Origin of the sequence: Pseudomonas sp. S5D5, assembly GCF_003013355.1 — a bacterium.
Lineage (GTDB): Bacteria > Pseudomonadota > Gammaproteobacteria > Pseudomonadales > Pseudomonadaceae > Aquipseudomonas > Aquipseudomonas aylmerensis.
The window spans coordinates 5,686,864-5,701,149 of the sequence record NZ_PTEO01000001.1 but is presented as its reverse complement, the minus strand read 5'-3'; the positions used below and the strand labels follow the sequence as shown (position 1 = coordinate 5,701,149).

General features: G+C 62.4%; 15 protein-coding genes. 9 read left to right on the top strand and 6 right to left on the bottom strand.

Going from position 1 to position 14,286, the window contains the following annotated elements:
* Window positions 1-108: 108 nt before the first annotated feature.
* Window positions 109-1,056 (top strand): LysR substrate-binding domain-containing protein, encoded by a 948-nt coding sequence (locus tag C9990_RS26015; protein ID WP_065906960.1) that lies wholly within the window; start codon window positions 109-111, stop codon window positions 1,054-1,056.
* 212 nt (window positions 1,057-1,268) lie between these two features.
* On the top strand, window positions 1,269-1,679 hold the full coding sequence (locus C9990_RS26010) for an HPF/RaiA family ribosome-associated protein (RefSeq protein ID WP_065906958.1): 411 nt from the start codon (window positions 1,269-1,271) through the stop codon (window positions 1,677-1,679).
* Window positions 1,680-1,738: 59 nt separating this feature from the next.
* On the opposite strand, the gene C9990_RS26005 is transcribed toward C9990_RS26010, so the two are convergent.
* Window positions 1,739-3,250, bottom strand: coding sequence for an MFS transporter (locus tag C9990_RS26005; protein ID WP_106805077.1), 1,512 nt, complete (start codon window positions 3,248-3,250; stop codon window positions 1,739-1,741).
* A 104-nt stretch (window positions 3,251-3,354) separates the two neighbouring features.
* Here C9990_RS26005 and C9990_RS26000 point away from each other — a divergent pair, with 104 nt between their 5' ends.
* Complete coding sequence (locus C9990_RS26000; protein ID WP_106805076.1) at window positions 3,355-4,266, top strand: LysR family transcriptional regulator; 912 nt, start codon at window positions 3,355-3,357, stop codon at window positions 4,264-4,266.
* A gap of 148 nt (window positions 4,267-4,414) precedes the next feature.
* On the opposite strand, the gene fecA is transcribed toward C9990_RS26000, so the two are convergent.
* The 3 genes from fecA to C9990_RS25985 form a co-directional block, all read right to left on the bottom strand.
* Window positions 4,415-6,751: a TonB-dependent Fe(3+) dicitrate receptor FecA gene (gene fecA, locus C9990_RS25995; protein WP_106805075.1), complete on the bottom strand. Its 2,337-nt coding sequence runs from the start codon at window positions 6,749-6,751 to the stop codon at window positions 4,415-4,417.
* A 91-nt stretch (window positions 6,752-6,842) separates the two neighbouring features.
* Window positions 6,843-7,784: a FecR domain-containing protein gene (locus C9990_RS25990; RefSeq protein ID WP_106805074.1), complete on the bottom strand. Its 942-nt coding sequence runs from the start codon at window positions 7,782-7,784 to the stop codon at window positions 6,843-6,845.
* Window positions 7,781-8,269 (bottom strand): sigma-70 family RNA polymerase sigma factor, encoded by a 489-nt coding sequence (locus tag C9990_RS25985; RefSeq protein WP_065906950.1) that lies wholly within the window; start codon window positions 8,267-8,269, stop codon window positions 7,781-7,783. The genes C9990_RS25990 and C9990_RS25985 overlap by 4 nt, the downstream gene beginning before the upstream one ends.
* A 170-nt stretch (window positions 8,270-8,439) precedes the next feature.
* Here C9990_RS25985 and C9990_RS25980 point away from each other — a divergent pair, with 170 nt between their 5' ends.
* The 5 genes from C9990_RS25980 to C9990_RS25960 are packed head-to-tail and all read left to right on the top strand — an operon-like array spanning window position 8,440 to window position 12,201.
* Window positions 8,440-8,742, top strand: coding sequence for a DUF3649 domain-containing protein (locus C9990_RS25980; RefSeq protein WP_065906949.1), 303 nt, complete (start codon window positions 8,440-8,442; stop codon window positions 8,740-8,742).
* The gene (locus C9990_RS25975; RefSeq protein WP_106805073.1) at window positions 8,739-10,313 is read left to right on the top strand and encodes a PepSY domain-containing protein; all 1,575 of its coding nucleotides are present in this window, start codon (window positions 8,739-8,741) and stop codon (window positions 10,311-10,313) included. Before C9990_RS25980 ends, C9990_RS25975 begins: the two co-directional genes overlap by 4 nt.
* Window positions 10,313-10,639, top strand: coding sequence for a DUF3325 domain-containing protein (locus tag C9990_RS25970; RefSeq protein WP_065906947.1), 327 nt, complete (start codon window positions 10,313-10,315; stop codon window positions 10,637-10,639). The genes C9990_RS25975 and C9990_RS25970 overlap by 1 nt, the downstream gene beginning before the upstream one ends.
* A gap of 9 nt (window positions 10,640-10,648) precedes the next feature.
* Window positions 10,649-11,227: an RNA polymerase sigma factor gene (locus C9990_RS25965; RefSeq protein WP_106805072.1), complete on the top strand. Its 579-nt coding sequence runs from the start codon at window positions 10,649-10,651 to the stop codon at window positions 11,225-11,227.
* The gene (locus tag C9990_RS25960; RefSeq protein WP_106805071.1) at window positions 11,224-12,201 is read left to right on the top strand and encodes a FecR family protein; all 978 of its coding nucleotides are present in this window, start codon (window positions 11,224-11,226) and stop codon (window positions 12,199-12,201) included. Before C9990_RS25965 ends, C9990_RS25960 begins: the two co-directional genes overlap by 4 nt.
* Here the strand turns inward: C9990_RS25960 and C9990_RS25955 are convergent, their stop codons facing one another.
* Together C9990_RS25955 and yejK are read right to left on the bottom strand one after the other, a co-directional pair.
* Window positions 12,202-12,555, bottom strand: coding sequence for a glutaredoxin family protein (locus C9990_RS25955; RefSeq protein WP_106805070.1), 354 nt, complete (start codon window positions 12,553-12,555; stop codon window positions 12,202-12,204).
* Window positions 12,555-13,559, bottom strand: a complete 1,005-nt coding sequence (gene yejK / locus C9990_RS25950; protein ID WP_010212893.1) for a nucleoid-associated protein YejK — start codon at window positions 13,557-13,559, stop codon at window positions 12,555-12,557. The genes C9990_RS25955 and yejK overlap by 1 nt, the downstream gene beginning before the upstream one ends.
* Window positions 13,560-13,956: 397 nt before the next feature.
* On the opposite strand from yejK, the gene C9990_RS25945 reads away from it, so the two are divergent.
* Window positions 13,957-14,238, top strand: coding sequence for an HU family DNA-binding protein (locus C9990_RS25945; RefSeq protein WP_003188840.1), 282 nt, complete (start codon window positions 13,957-13,959; stop codon window positions 14,236-14,238).
* Window positions 14,239-14,286: the final 48 nt, after the last annotated feature.

Below are 14,286 nucleotides of genomic sequence, written 5' to 3'. Positions count from 1 at the left end.
ATCGCTGCCATGTTTTGTAGGACGAGCGCAATTGGCGCGATACTGAGCCTCTGGAACGGCACTGACCAACGAATTATCCTAAGACACCCTTTAGCAGGACTAAACCCTATGACCCGGCCCCTTCATGGCCAGACGTATGTCTGGTTGCACGTTTTTTCCTGCGCGGCGCGGCATTTGTCGTTCACTCGTTGCGCCGAGGAACTGCACATCACGCCGGGGGCGGTTAGCCAGCAGATTCGCCAGTTGGAAGAGCGCCTGGGTTTCCGCCTGTTCCATCGGCGCGCGCGCGGTGTGGAGTTGAGCGCAGAAGGTCAACGGCTGGCGACCACTGTGGGGGAGGCCTACGGCAGCATTGATGCCGAGTTGCAGCGCCTGGATGCGGGGATGATCAGCGGCACCTTGCGCCTGCGTTCGATCCCCTCGTTTCTCGGCAAATGGCTGACGCCGCGCTTGCCCCGCCTGCAGCAGCGGTTCCCGGATATCCAGCTGCGCATGGTTGCCGAAGACAGCAGCATTGCGCTGCACGAGGGCGACTTCGACCTGGCGATCGACCTGAACGACGGCAGCTACCCCGGCCTGTTATCCACAGCCTTGCTGGATGAACAGATTTTCCCGGTGTGCGCCCCCAGCCTGCTGCGCGGCCGTCCGCCGTTGCATGGGCCGGCTGACCTGGTGCATTTCCCATTGCTGCATGACATTACCGCGTGGCGTGGGAGTTATGAGTACGCCGAGTGGGAGTTTTACCTGAATGCCATCGGCTATCACCACGCCGACGTACGGCGCGGGCACACGTTCAACCGCAATCACCTGACCATCGAGGCCGCCATCGCCGGCATGGGCGTGGCCATCGCGCGGCGCACCTTGCTCAACGATGAGTTGGAGCGCGGCACCTTGATCGTGCCGTTCGGCCTGGCCGTGCCCAACCATAAACGCTACGTGCTGCTGTATGCACCGGGCGCGCTGAGCCATCCGGGCGTGCGGGCAGTGCATGACTGGCTGGTGGAGGAAGCAGGGATTTTTCGCAGCTTGCACCCGTTGGGAGAGGGGCAATTGTGAGGATTGTCGGGCGTAAGAAGATGTAACTAACTCCCCACCCTACCAGCGTTTTTGCTCGTAGTCAGAGTTAATTTGTAATGTGTGATTTATCTTTGCAAAGGGGTTGAATTGTTCTGCTGACTGCTCAATTGTGTAATCAAGAGGTCATGGTTTCACCACACCGGTGTTGCAGTTGTGACCTCTCGCGAGCTAGCTGAAATAAGGGAAGAACTATGCAAATCCAAGTCAATAGCGATAACCATATTGAAAGCAGCATCCGACTGGAGGAGTGGGTACGTAATACCATTGAAAGCACGCTCGAACGTTATGAAGAAGACCTGACCCGTGTCGAGGTCTACCTGCGGGATGAGAACGGCGACAAGCCCGGTCCCCACGATCTGAGTTGCCGCCTGGAAGCGCGGCCAAAAGGCCATCAACCGCTGTCGGTGCTGCACAAGGCCGATACCTTGGAGCAGGCGATCGACGGCGCTGCGACCAAGCTGGACCATGCGTTGGAACATTTATTCGGCAAACTGCAAGGCAAGCCCCGCGCTGCCGGGAAAAGTCTGTCGGACACCAAAGTGAATGAAGATGAGCTTGAACAGGAGTTTCTGGAAAAAGAACGTGCCGTGTTTAACAGCTGATCGCTGAAGGTTTTTACCCTCCGACTGAAACGGGCCTGCACATGCAGGCCCGTTTTCGTTTAGCGGCCGCGTCGGAAGAAATACCCACTCAGCAGCGCCAGGACACCAGCCCCCAAGCCGGCAAAAAGCATCGCCCATCCCGCCCCTTGGCGCAGCCCCGCCTGTGCCTGGGAGATTGCCAGCCCGGGCACTTCCAGTTTGCCTGCCGCAATCTCCTGGCTGAGGGCCGGCCACTGGGAGGCCGTGGTGGCGGGCAATACTTCGGCCAGGTAATGGCTGATCCCCAACAACAGCACCAGTCCCATCAACGCGATGTTGAGTGCCAGGGTAATCAGGCGTGCACTCAGGTCGATGCCCGAGGCCATGCCCGCGCGATCAGCCGAGACCGCGCCAGTGGTGGTGTTGGTGGTCGGTGAGTTGGTCAACGCCAGGCCCACGCCGGCGATCACACAACTGGCCAGCATCCAGGAGAGACTCGGATGCCCGGTTCCATTCGCGGTGGCCATGGCCAGGAAGCCTGCACCCATCAGGCCCAACCCCAGCGGGATAATGCGCTCGGCACCGTAGCGCAGCGCCAGGCGCTCGGCGAGCGGCGGTACCAGCAAGGTGGGCAAGGTGTAGGCGAGCAGGGCGCCGCCGGTGGTCAAGGTGTCGTAGCCGAGGCCGGCCTGGAAGTAGAGCGGCAGGTAGATCATGAACGGCCAGAAGCTGAAGTTCATGCCGATGGAGCCCATCAGCGCGCCGTTGAAACGCTGGATTCGAAACACCGAGAAATCGAACATCGGCTGCGCACTGCGGCGCTCGACCACGATGAACAGTAGTAACCCGCCGATCGCCAACCCGGCCCAGCCGAGCATGGGCGCCGTGCCGAAGCCTTGCTCGGTGCCCTGGGTAATGAAGTACACCAGCGCGAAGACCGACAGCGTCAACGTGAGCATGCCGGCGATGTCCAGGCGATGGGCCGCCGGATCGCGAGATTCCTGCACGCTGATGTGCAGCAGCGCCAGGGTGAACAACGTCAGCGGCACATGCACGAGGAAGACCCAGCGCCAATCCGCGATCGCCAGGATCAACGCGCCCACCATCGGCCCGAAACCCAGGCCGATGCCGGCAATCACGCCCCATATCGCAAACGCCCGCGCCCGTGCCGCCGGCTCGCGGAACAGGTGCGAAAGAATCGCGAACTGGCAGATCATCATCGCCCCGGCGCCCACGCCTTGTACGAAACGTGCCGCGATCAGTGTCGGCGCATGATCGGCCAATCCACAGGCCAGCGATGCCAGGCCGAACACCCATAGACATAGCACCAGCATGCGCCGCCGCCCGAAGCGGTCGGCCAGCGTGCCCGCCGCCATCAGTACACTGGTGCAGGCCAGGGTGTAGGCATTCATGATCCATTGAGCATCCTGAAAGCCGGTGCCCAGCTCTCGTTCAAGCGTCGGGAGGATGACGGGCACACTGGAAATCTCCAGGCCGAACATGAGGGCGACGAGGCACACGGCGGTGAGGGCCAGGCCGTTCCTGGCGGTAAGCGCGGGCGTGGCGGCGGATAACGTAGCGGCGGGTGGCATGGGATTCTCCTGTCGATGGCAATCGGGTCATTTTCAGGGGAATCTGTTTCTTTATTCGTGATAAGTTTTCTTCTTATCAGGGAATCAAGAGCGACAATCGAATCATGGCCACTCCGCGTTTTGATGGCGTCGAGCTGTTTCTACAGATCGTCGAAAGCGGCAACCTGACCGAAGCCGCAGAGCGGCTTAACCTCACGCGCTCTGCGGTCGGCAAAGGGCTGGCGCGATTGGAGGCGCGCCTGGGCACGTGTTTGCTGCAGCGTTCCACGCGCCGCCAGCGGCTGACCGAGGACGGCCAAGCTTATTACGAGCATTGCCTGCGCGCGCTGGCGGAGCTGGAGGCCGCCGAGTCGGTGCTGGAGAGCGGTCGGCAGCAGCCACGCGGACGCCTGCGCGCGAGCCTGCCGCTGGCGTTCGGGCACCACTATGCCGCACCTGCGCTGTGGCGGTTGATGGACCGGTTTGCTGAGCTGGAGATCGAGATTTCGTTCTCGGATCGGCTGATCGATGTGGCCCAGGAGGGTTTTGACCTGGCGGTGCGTATTGGCCCGCTGCCCGACACTGATCGCTTGAGTGCTCGCCGCCTGGGCGAACAGGCCATCGGCCTGGCGGCGTCATCTGCGTATTTGCAGCGCAGCGGCCGGATCGAGTGCATCGAGGATTTGGCGGGGCATCGCGGTATTGCCTACCGCTGCAGTGCTCCACGCTTGGAATGGGAGTTGAAGGATGCGCAAGGGCGCGCGCACCGTGCGCGGGTGGCCTCGCCGTTGATGATGGACGACCTCCAGGCCGTGGCCGATGCCGCGATCGCGGGCGTGGGCCTGGCCTGGTTGCCGAGTTGGTTGATTGCCCACTACGTTTTGCGTGGGCAACTGGAGGCGGTTTTGCCGAGCTATCGCGACCAGCCTGCGCCGATCCATGTGATTTGGCCGACGGCGGCGCATATGCCGGCCAAGACGCGTTGTGCCATTGATGCCTTGGTTGCTGCGACGCCTAGTTGTTTGGCGGGGAGTTAGGTGTCGGGGCTTTTTGGGGTTGCTTCGCAACCCAACGCGGGGCAAGCCCGCTCGCCACAGGAAGCGTGCTTGCCACATTAAGCCTGCTCTCCACAGTAAGCCTGCTTGCCACGGGAAGCCCGCGTGGGGCTTTGCTCTCTCACGGCAGTCAGAACGCGATAGACGTCTGCACGTATACCGTACGCGGCTCGCCGACATACTTGCCCTTGTTGTTGTCGTCGAACGAACGGGTGAAATACTGGGTGTTGAAGATGTTTTTCACCCCGACGGCCACGTTCAAGTCCGATAGTTGCGGGCCGAAGTCATACGCCGCGCGGCTGCTGAACAGCATGTAGCCGGGGATGCGACCGGTGGCACCGTTGGCGCTTTCGGCCTCGGTGTTGGCGTTGTCGGCGAACTGGCTGCTCTGGAAGCTGCTGTCCAGGTTGAGCTTCCAGCGGCCTTCGGTGTAGCCCACGCCGAGGGTGCCTTTGTGCTTGGACGAGAAGGGCACGCGGTTGCCTTTGTTCGGGCCGTCTTCGCGGATGGTGGCGTCGACATAGGCATAGGTGGCGTACACATCAAACCCCGCCAGCGCCGGGCTCAGGCCGTCGAGTGCGTAGTTGACGCTGGTCTCGATGCCCTGGTGGCGGGTTTCGCCACGGGCGATCACCGAGTCATCGGTCTGGTTGCTTTCATACTGGTTGTCGAAGTTGATCAGGAACGCGCCGATCTCTGCACGCAAGGTGCCGTCGTCGTAGCGGGTACCGAGTTCCCAGGTGCGGGCCTTTTCCGGTTGCACTTCGCCCTTGGGCACGCGCTTGGCCATCTGGCTGTATTGCACGCTGCCGAACGAACCTTCGGTGTTGGCGTAGAGGTTCCAGCTGTCGGTGAGGTGATAGAGCACGTTCAACGCCGGCAGTGCGGTGTTGTAGTCACCTTTGTAGTTCAGGTTGTTGATGTGGTCGGTCTGCTCGGACTTGATCATTTCGTAGCGCACGCCCGGGGTGATGGTCCACTTGCCGATATCAATCCGGTCATCGAGGAACAGTGCATTGGCCTCGGTGCTGCCGCGGGTGTCGCGGTCGTTGCGGCTGTCGGTGGTGGGGATCTGCTGGTTGGCGGCGATCGGTGTGCGGTAGCGCAATTCGTGGCCGGCTTCGTTGATGTAGCGGTAGCCGATGCCCACTTCGTGGCTGGTCGGGCCGAGGTCGAAGCCTTGGGCGAAGCGCGTTTCGAGGCCGCGCACCCAGTATTCGCGTGGCGACAGCGAGAGGAAGTTGCCCTGGTCCAGGTAGCCGTTGCGCAAGGTGGTGGTGAAGAAAGTGTTGGCGGTGAATTCGCGGCGATCTTCCTGGTAGCGGTAGCCGGCGTTGAACATGGTGCGCCGGCCCCAGAACTTGTCGTAGGGACGGGTGGATTGGTATGGGTCGGCCTTGTAGTCCTTGACGTTCAACCCCCCAGGCATATCGGCCTGGCCTTCGTAGTATTGCGCCATGGCGTTGAAGCTGTTGGCGTCGTCGAGCTGGTATTTGCCTTTGAGAATCAGGTCATCAATGCGCGTATTGCTGTTTTCGCGCCAGTCGCCGCCACGGGTCCCGGAGTAGAGGATCGCGCCGCCGAGGCCGTTGTCGGCGGTGCCGCCGGCGAGCAAATTGCCGGTGGTCTTGAACCCGTCGTGGCTGGAGGACGGGCTGGTTTCAGTCTGCAGGCCGCCTTTGACGGTTGGCGCGTCGGGAATCGCGCGGGTCACGAAGTTGACCACGCCGCCGACGTTCTGCGGGCCATAGCGCACAGCGCCGCCGCCGCGCACCACGTCCACCGCGTCCATGTTGCCCATGCTGATCGGTGCAAACGACAGTTGCGGCTGGCCATACGGCGCGAATGGCACCGGGATGCCGTCCATCAGCACGGTCGAACGTGAGGCCAGGCGCGGGTTGAGGCCACGAATGCCGAAGTTCAGCGCCATGTCATGGCTGCCGGTGCCGTTGTTTTCCGGAGCGTTGACGCCGGGAATACGGTTGAGCACATCACGGGCCTGGGTCGCGCCCTGACGTTCGAATTCTTCGCGACGGATCACGTCGCGGGCGCCGGGGTGTTCGAATACGTTGGTTTGCGCTGCATCGCCGAGCCAGTCGCCCACCACGCTGGAGGTGCCCAGTTCAATGCTGGCCGGGGCGTTGGCCGGTTGCAGGCTGTAGGCATTGTCGCCTTCGGCACGCGCTTGCAGGCCGGTGCCTTCGAGGAGTTTCTGCAGGCCGTCAGCGGCGCCGTAATTGCCCGACAACCCACGACTCTGCATGCCCGCCGTGACTTCGGAACCGAAGGAAATCAGCACGCCGGCTTCGCGACCAAACTGGTTCAGTGCCGCTTCCAGCGACGCCGGGGCGATGTGGTAGGGCTTGGCGTCAGCGGCCAGTACCGGTGGCAGCACGGTCAGGCCGAGGCTGGCGCCGAGCAGGAGTTGGCGCAGGGTGCGGGCGAGAAGGGTGGGTTGCTGGGGCATGACGAGCGGTCCTGAGAAGGAAGGATCAAGGTGGCTTTCCTTCTCTGTCACGCGAGGTGTGGAAAACGGCTCACTGGGATTGAAAATAATTTCAGGCGCGTGCCTGCACGGTCACCCAATAGCGGGTAAAGCGCCGCACTTTCACCGGCAGGCTGATTTCGAGCAGGTCGAGAATGCGCTCGCTGTCGTCCAGCGGGTAGCTGCCGGAAATCAGCAAATTGGCGACTTGCGGGTCACAGTTGACCTGGCCACGGCGGTAGCGGCCCAGCTCGGCGAGGAAGTCCTCCAGGCGCATGTGCGCGGCCATCAGCATGCCATCGGCCCAGGCACCGCTGTTGGCGTCGGTGGCGCGCGGGGTGTCCCAACCCTTGCGGGTAAAGTTGACCTGGCGTGCGGCCTCGACCGTCAGCGGCAGGCCGCTGTAGTGATTGGGCATCACCTCGACGCGCCCGCTGAAGACCGCCAGTTGGGTGTGGTCGTTGAACTGGCGCACATTCAGGCGCGCTGCCTGGCTGCTGAGCAGGCCCTGGCCGGTCAGCACGTGCAGCGGTGTCGCGCCGGCGATGCCCGTCAGCAGGATCTCGCCTTCGAGCAGGCGGATCAGCCGTTGCTGGCCATCGAAATGTACATCCACCGCGCTGCCGGTATTGAGCTGCAACTGACTGCCATCGGCCAATTGCACCTTGCGCCGCTGGCCTACGGGGCTGCGGTAATCGGCCGTCAGCGGTGGCAGGATATGTTGCTGGCGCAGACTCCAGGCCGCCGCCGAGCCCGCCCCCAGGATCAACAGCAACTTCAGTGCCTGGCGTCGGCTGGTGGACGTCGGCGCGTTCAACGCTGCGTGCGCCAATGGCGAGGGCATGCCGCGCAGGCGCTGGTTGACGCGCTGGATATGGTCCCACGCGCGCTGGTGTTCGCTGTGGGCATTCAGCCAATGCTGCCAGGCAGCCTGCTGGCGCGGGTTGAGTGCGCCTTGCTGCATTTCCATCAGCCAGTGCACGGCTTGTTCGGCAACCTGGGTCGAGAAGTTCATAGGGCGAAGTAGCAGCGCATCGCTGCTTTATTCAGGTGGCGCTTGACGGTGGCAATGGAGATGCCCAGCTCCGCGCCGATTTGTGCGTAGGTGAGGCCGTCGAGCTGCGCCAGCAGGAATGCACGCTTGACCTGCACGGGCAGGCCGTCGAGCAACTGGTCCAGTTCAATCAGGGTCTGCAGGATGATCGCGCGTTCTTCTTCCGACGGCGCCACGTGCTCAGGCATTTGCGCCAAAGCATCGAGGTAGGCGCGCTCGAGGTCCTGGCGGCGGTAGAAATTGAACAGCACGCGCTTGGCGACGGTGGTGAGGAATGCGCGCGGTTCGATCAGCGTGGGGGCTTCCCGGGCGGTCAGCACGCGGATGAACGTGTCGTGTGCCAGGTCGGCGGCACTTTCCGGGCAGCCGAGCTTGCGTCGCAACCAGCCGGTGAGCCAGTGGTGATGGTCGTGGTACAACACTTCGACGGTGTGGGACGGGCTCAACGAAGACACTCCACAAGCACCCATGCACTTTAGAGAACAAGAATTGTTCGCATTGTAGGGCGCAAGAACGGCTTCGGCAATCGGCCTGGGCAGGTGATTCATCCGTTCTTTTTTGCTTATGAGAATATTTATCATTAATATTGCGCGCTGATGAACCTGGCGCCTCCCGCATGAAAAGCAAAACCTCGCTGCCTGTCTCTTATCGTCTTGCCGTGACCTCCCGCGTACTGGCTGCCGTGGTCGGCGGCTACCTGATGGCTTCGCTCGCCAGTATCTGCCTGGCGCTGTGGATGCCCACCAGCCGCGCCGATGCGGTGATCACCGGGATGATGAGTTCATTTGTGTTCTATCTGCTGGCGGTGCTCTGGTGTTTCGCCTGTCGCAGTGCCGCGCGCGCCTGGTTCGGCGTGATGTTGCCGAGTGCGGCGTTTGCCACCCTGGCGGGTGTGGGGTTCTGGATGACACGCACATGAAAGAGGGATTTCGCCAGGCCATGGCCTGGCTGCACACCTGGGCCGGCTTGATCTTTGGCTGGTTGCTGTTCGCGATCTTCCTGACCGGCACCCTGTCGTATTTCAAGGATGAGATCAGCCACTGGATGCAGCCTGAAGTGCAGGCCCATCCGCTGGACGATGCGCGCAGCCTGAGCGTCGCGCAAACCTACCTGCAGCAGGTGGCGCCGTCCGCCGCGCGCTGGTTCATCACTTTGCCCGACAGCCGTGACCCCGGCCTGTCGGTGATGTGGCAAGACAAGGTCGACCCCGGCAAGCGTGGCAACTTCATCCAGAAAACCCTCGACCCGATCAGCGGCCAGGCGGTGCAGGCCCGCGAAAGCATGGGCGGCGAGTTCTTCTATCGTTTCCATTTCCAGCTGCAGATGCCTCATCCCTGGGGGCGCTGGTTGTCGACGATTGCCGCGATGGTGATGTTTGTCGCGTTGATCACCGGCATCATCACCCACAAGAAAATCTTCAAGGACTTCTTCACCTTCCGCCCCCGCAAAGGCCAGCGCTCCTGGCTCGACGGGCACAATGCGGTCGGGGTGCTGGTGCTGCCGTTCCACTTGATGATCACCTACAGCAGCCTGGTGATTTTCATGAGCCTGGTCATGCCGGCGCCGATCCTGGCCTCCTATGGCAATGACACCCGTGCCTTTTTCAATGAGGTGTTCCCGGCCTCCAACAATGCGCCCGCGCTGGGCCAGCCCGCCGAATTGCTGCCGCTGGTGCCGATGTACGAGCAAGCGCGGGCGCAGTGGGCGGGCGGTCATGTCGGGCGGTTGGCGGTGAATAACCCGGGTGATGTCAACGCGTCGGTGAATGTGTTCCGCGCCGGCTCCGACCGCGTGGTCCATGATTTCGGCAGCACCGTGTCGTTCAACGGCAGCACCGGCGAGCTGCTGCGGGTGAGCGGCGAGCAGTCGCTGCCGGCGGTGATCGGCGGCAGTTTCTACGGCCTGCACATGGGCCATTTCGCCGGCCCGGTGCTGCGCTGGTTGTACTTCATCTGCGGCCTGGCGGGCACGGCGATGATCGGCACGGGGCTGGTGATCTGGCTGGGCAAGCGCCAGCTCAAGCATGCAAAGGCCTCGGTCATGCCGTTTGAATTGCGCCTGGTCGAAGTACTGAACATGGCCAGCATGTCCGGGCTGATGATCGCGATCGCGGCATTTTTCTGGGCCAATCGCCTGTTGCCGGTGAGCTTCGCCGAACGCTCCGACTGGGAAGTACAAACCTTCTTCATCGCCTGGGGCTTGAGTCTGTTGCACGCGATCCTGCGTCGCGGCCGCCAGGGTTGGGTCGAGCAGCTGAGCGTTGGTGCGCTGCTGTTTGTCGCCATCCCTGTGCTCAACGCACTGACCACGTCCAGCCACCTGGGGGTGTCCCTGGTCACCGGCGACTGGGCCATGGCCGGTTTCGACCTGACTTGCCTGGCCAGCGGCGTGTTCCTGACCTGGGCTGCCTGGAAGATGCAACACCGCACCGCGCCCGTGGCCAAGGCCGAACGTGCGCGCCCGATGACCCTCAAGCGCGAGGCGAACTGATGCTGCTCGCCCTGTTGATGTGCTACGCCGGTTTCACTGCCTTGTGCCTGTCCACCGACCGTCATCATGGCGAATTGCTCCACAGCAAGCCTTCGGCGCGTCGGCGTATGGGGCTGCGGGTGATCGGCTGGTTGCTGTTGAGTGTGTCGATCTGGCCGGCCGTGAGCATCGCCGGTTGGGGCCAGGGTCTGGTGGAGTGGTGCGCCGTGTTGATGCTCAGCGCACTCCTGCTGGTGCTGTTGTTGCCGTATCGGCCAAGGCTGGCCTTGATCCTGGCGGGTGTCGGACTGCTGGCCAGCCCCGTCGCGGCCTTTGCCACCCTCTGAGCCCCAGCCATGATGATCAGCACGCCGCCCGAATCCCAGGACAGCCAGCACGTTGAAACGGCGGGCGGGCGTGCGCATTTTCTGCAAGTGTTCCTGTCCCAGCGTTCGCAGATGGAAGCCCTGGTCAGCCGCCGCGTCGGTTGCCGTGCGACGGCGGCCGACCTGGTGCAGGACTTGTTCCTGCGTTTCTGGCGCCGGCCGCTGGTGCAGGTCGAAGAACTCAGCACCTACTTGTTGCGCTGCGCCGGCAACATCGCCATCGACCACTTGCGCAGCGAAGGCGCGCGGGTGCGCAGCAGCGAGGGCTGGTTGCCCGAACAGCAGGATAACCAGGGCTGCGAGCCGCAGGCTGCACTGGAAGCGGGCAATGACCTGCGCCATGTCGAGGCCGCGCTGCGCAGTTTGCCGGAGCGCACCCGACAGATCTTCCTGCTCAACCGCATCCATGGCCGCAAATACGCACAGATCGCCAAGGCGATGGGCCTGTCCCAAAGTGCCGTGGAAAAACATATGATGCGTGCCCTCGAAGCCTGCAAGGCCAGCCTTCGCGAACCCTCACCCCCACGCACGCCAGGGAAAGCACCGTGAACGCCAGCCCCACGCCCGACCAGGAACAGGCCGCTCTCGCCTGGCTGAGCCTGCTGCATGATCAGCCCAGCAGCGGCGACCAGGCCACGTTCAGCCGCTGGCTGCGCGCCGACCCCGCGCACGTCGAGGCCTATTCCCAGGCCCAGGTCCTGTGGGAACTGAGCGAAGTGCCAGCGCGCAAGCTGGCGGACGAAGACGCCCTGGCGCTGCAAGGCTACCTGAATGCGATGAACGCTCCGACGCGTTCGCGAGTGCTGCGCTGGTCCGGCGCCCTGGCCATGGCCGCGTGCTTGCTGGTGATGGTGTCGATGGGCGCTGGCTGGCAGCCTTCGCGCTGGGTCGATGACTTCGGCGCGGACTACGTGACCGCGCCAGGCGAGGTGAAAACCGTCACCCTGGCTGATCAATCCCAGGTAACCCTGGATGCCGACAGCGCCATCGCCGTGGATTTCAGCCACGGCGAGCGGCATATCCAGCTACGTCGAGGCGCAGGATTTTTCCGCGTGGCCCACACCGGCCAGTCGTTTGTCGTGGGGGCGGGCAGTGGCGAGGCGCGGGTGTTGGGCACGCAGTTTGAAGTGCGCCTGCAACCGGCGGGGGCCCAGGTGACGGTGTTGTCGGGGCGGGTTGGGGTGACGCCGTCGAAGCAGGGCCAGCAGCAAATACTCACGGCAGGCCAGCAAGTGGCCTACGCCGATGGCATCGCAGAGCCCCTGCATGCGGTCGACAGCGAGTCACGCCTGGCGTGGCGCGACGGCTGGCTCAACTATTACAAGGCGCCGTTGGCGGACGTGCTCAAGGATCTGGGCCGTTACTACCCAGGCCGCATCCTGTTGCTCAACGAAGAGATGGGCGCCAAGCGCGTCAGCGGCAGCTTCCCGAGCAAGGACCCGCAAGCCGTATTGAATGCCTTGCAGGCGGTGCTGGGGTTTGAACAACACCATCTGCTGGGCCGGATGATCGTGGTGCGCTGATTACTGAGTCAGCGCCGCCAGGATTTTCTCGGGGCTGTATTCGCGGATCAGCGTGCCGTTCACCGCCACAAACGGAATTCCGCCGCCGCCCAGCGCCTCATACGCCTTGCGGGCCTGGGCGTCCTTTTCGATATCAAACGCCTGGTAGGGAATGGCTTTCTGGTCGAGGAAGCGGCGAATCTGCTTGCAGTAGCCGCACCACTCGGTGGTGTACAGCACCACCTGCGCTGACTCACGCAGGTGTTCGGGCGCCACCTGCGAAGGGTTGAACACCCGCTCGATCTTGCCCCAGTTCTGGATCACCACGACCACCAGCAACACCAGCAGGACTTTCTTGAAAACCCCGCCGAGCATCAGTTACGGCGCTTGAGCTGATCAGTCAGTTGCGTCGGCAGGCCCTTGATGATCAAGGTGCCAGCGGCTTCGTCGTACTCGATCTTGTCGCCCAGCAGGTGCGCTTCAAAGCTGATGGACAGGCCCTCGGCGCGTCCGGTGAAACGGCGGAACTGGTTGAGAGTGCGCTTATCCGCCGGGATTTCCGGCGACAGGCCGTAGTCCTTGTTGCGGATATGGTCGTAGAACGCCTTTGGCCGATCTTCATCGATCAAACCCGATAATTCTTCAAGGCCCATCGGCTCGCCGAGCTTGGCCTGGCTGCTGGCGTAATCGACCAGGGTCTTGGTTTTCTCGCGGGCGGACTCGTCCGGCAAGTCTTCGCTTTCGACGAAGTCGCTGAAGGCCTTGAGCAGGGTGCGCGTCTCACCTGGGCCGTCGACACCTTCCTGGCAGCCGATGAAGTCGCGGAAGTACTCCGAGACCTTCTTGCCGTTCTTGCCTTTGATAAACGAGATGTACTGCTTGGACTGCTTGTTGTTCTGCCACTCGGAGACGTTGATGCGCGCCGCCAGGTGCAACTGGCCCAGGTCGAGGTGGCGCGAGGGGGTCACGTCCAGCTCGTCGGTCACCGCCACGCCTTCACTGTGGTGCAACAGGGCGATGGCCAGGTAATCGGTCATGCCTTGCTGGTAGTGGGCAAACAGCACGTGGCCGCCGGTGGACAGGTTGGACTCCTCCATCAGTTTTTGCAGGTGCTCGACAGCGGTGCGGCTGAAGGTGGTGAAATCCTGGCCACCGTCGAAATATTCCTTCAACCAGCCGCTGAACGGGTGCGCGCCGGACTCGGCATGGAAGAAACCCCAGGCCTTGCCTTGTTTGGCGTTGTAGCTCTCGTTGAGGTCGGCAAGCATGTTCTCGATGGCGGCCGACTCGGCGAGTTCGGAGTCGCGGGCGTGGAGAACTGCGGGTGTGCCGTCGGGTTTTTTGTCGATCAGGTGGACGATGCAATGACGGATCGGCATAGGCTTCTCGGCTGGTTGAGCGGGGAGCGGTTGGCCTCCCCGAAAAGTCGCCCAGTGTACCGCACCCATTGGCCAAGACACCTGTCGAAGGGCATTTTGCAGGCTCTCCGACGGGGCATATGCCTTTTTTTCACGGTTTAGAGCGATAAAGCTGACCAAATGGGTAGGTAGAAGCGGATATTTCCCCGTCTCTGTGCTAGTTTTGCCCCGTCTTACGCCAAGTCTCGGCGATAAGCGTGCATTCAGCATCTGTCAGGTCGAACCAATCCCCGTTTCAAGCATCTATAACCCCGATCTCCGTGGTTATAGCCGGGGGTGCCAGGCCATGACGGCCAGGCTCGACGGCTGACACTGCACTCTGCAATCCATATGAATTTGATAGGGAAGGAACACCACAATGGCTATTACTAAAGACCAACTGATCGCTGACCTGGCTGAAGCAGTAGACGCACCGAAAACTACCGTGCGCGCTCTGCTGGACCAACTGAGCCAAGTTGTTGCTGACCAGCTGGAAAACGGCGGCGAAATCACTCTGCCAGGCGTTGGCAAACTGAAAGTGACCGAGCGTCCTGCCCGTACTGGCCGTAACCCTTCGACTGGCGCTGCCATCGAAATCGCTGCCAAGAAAGTTATCAAGCTGGTTGTGGCCAAAGGCCTGACCGACGCTGTTAACAAGTAAGACGCAGCAAAAAAAACCGTGCTCCGGAGCGATCCGGGCACGGTTTTT

Bases quoted from the DNA above. Each gene is read 5' to 3' on its own strand.
- C9990_RS26015 (WP_065906960.1), top strand. From the start codon at position 109: ATGACCCGGCCCCTTCATGGCCAGACGTATGTCTGGTTGCACGTTTTT.
- C9990_RS26010 (WP_065906958.1), top strand. From the start codon at position 1,269: ATGCAAATCCAAGTCAATAGCGATAACCATATTGAAAGCAGCATCCGA.
- C9990_RS26005 (WP_106805077.1), bottom strand. From the start codon at position 3,250: ATGCCACCCGCCGCTACGTTATCCGCCGCCACGCCCGCGCTTACCGCC.
- C9990_RS26000 (WP_106805076.1), top strand. From the start codon at position 3,355: ATGGCCACTCCGCGTTTTGATGGCGTCGAGCTGTTTCTACAGATCGTC.
- fecA (WP_106805075.1), bottom strand. From the start codon at position 6,751: ATGCCCCAGCAACCCACCCTTCTCGCCCGCACCCTGCGCCAACTCCTG.
- C9990_RS25990 (WP_106805074.1), bottom strand. From the start codon at position 7,784: ATGAACTTCTCGACCCAGGTTGCCGAACAAGCCGTGCACTGGCTGATG.
- C9990_RS25980 (WP_065906949.1), top strand. From the start codon at position 8,440: ATGAAAAGCAAAACCTCGCTGCCTGTCTCTTATCGTCTTGCCGTGACC.
- C9990_RS25975 (WP_106805073.1), top strand. From the start codon at position 8,739: ATGAAAGAGGGATTTCGCCAGGCCATGGCCTGGCTGCACACCTGGGCC.
- C9990_RS25970 (WP_065906947.1), top strand. From the start codon at position 10,313: ATGCTGCTCGCCCTGTTGATGTGCTACGCCGGTTTCACTGCCTTGTGC.
- C9990_RS25965 (WP_106805072.1), top strand. From the start codon at position 10,649: ATGATGATCAGCACGCCGCCCGAATCCCAGGACAGCCAGCACGTTGAA.
- C9990_RS25955 (WP_106805070.1), bottom strand. From the start codon at position 12,555: ATGCTCGGCGGGGTTTTCAAGAAAGTCCTGCTGGTGTTGCTGGTGGTC.
- yejK (WP_010212893.1), bottom strand. From the start codon at position 13,559: ATGCCGATCCGTCATTGCATCGTCCACCTGATCGACAAAAAACCCGAC.
- C9990_RS25945 (WP_003188840.1), top strand. From the start codon at position 13,957: ATGGCTATTACTAAAGACCAACTGATCGCTGACCTGGCTGAAGCAGTA.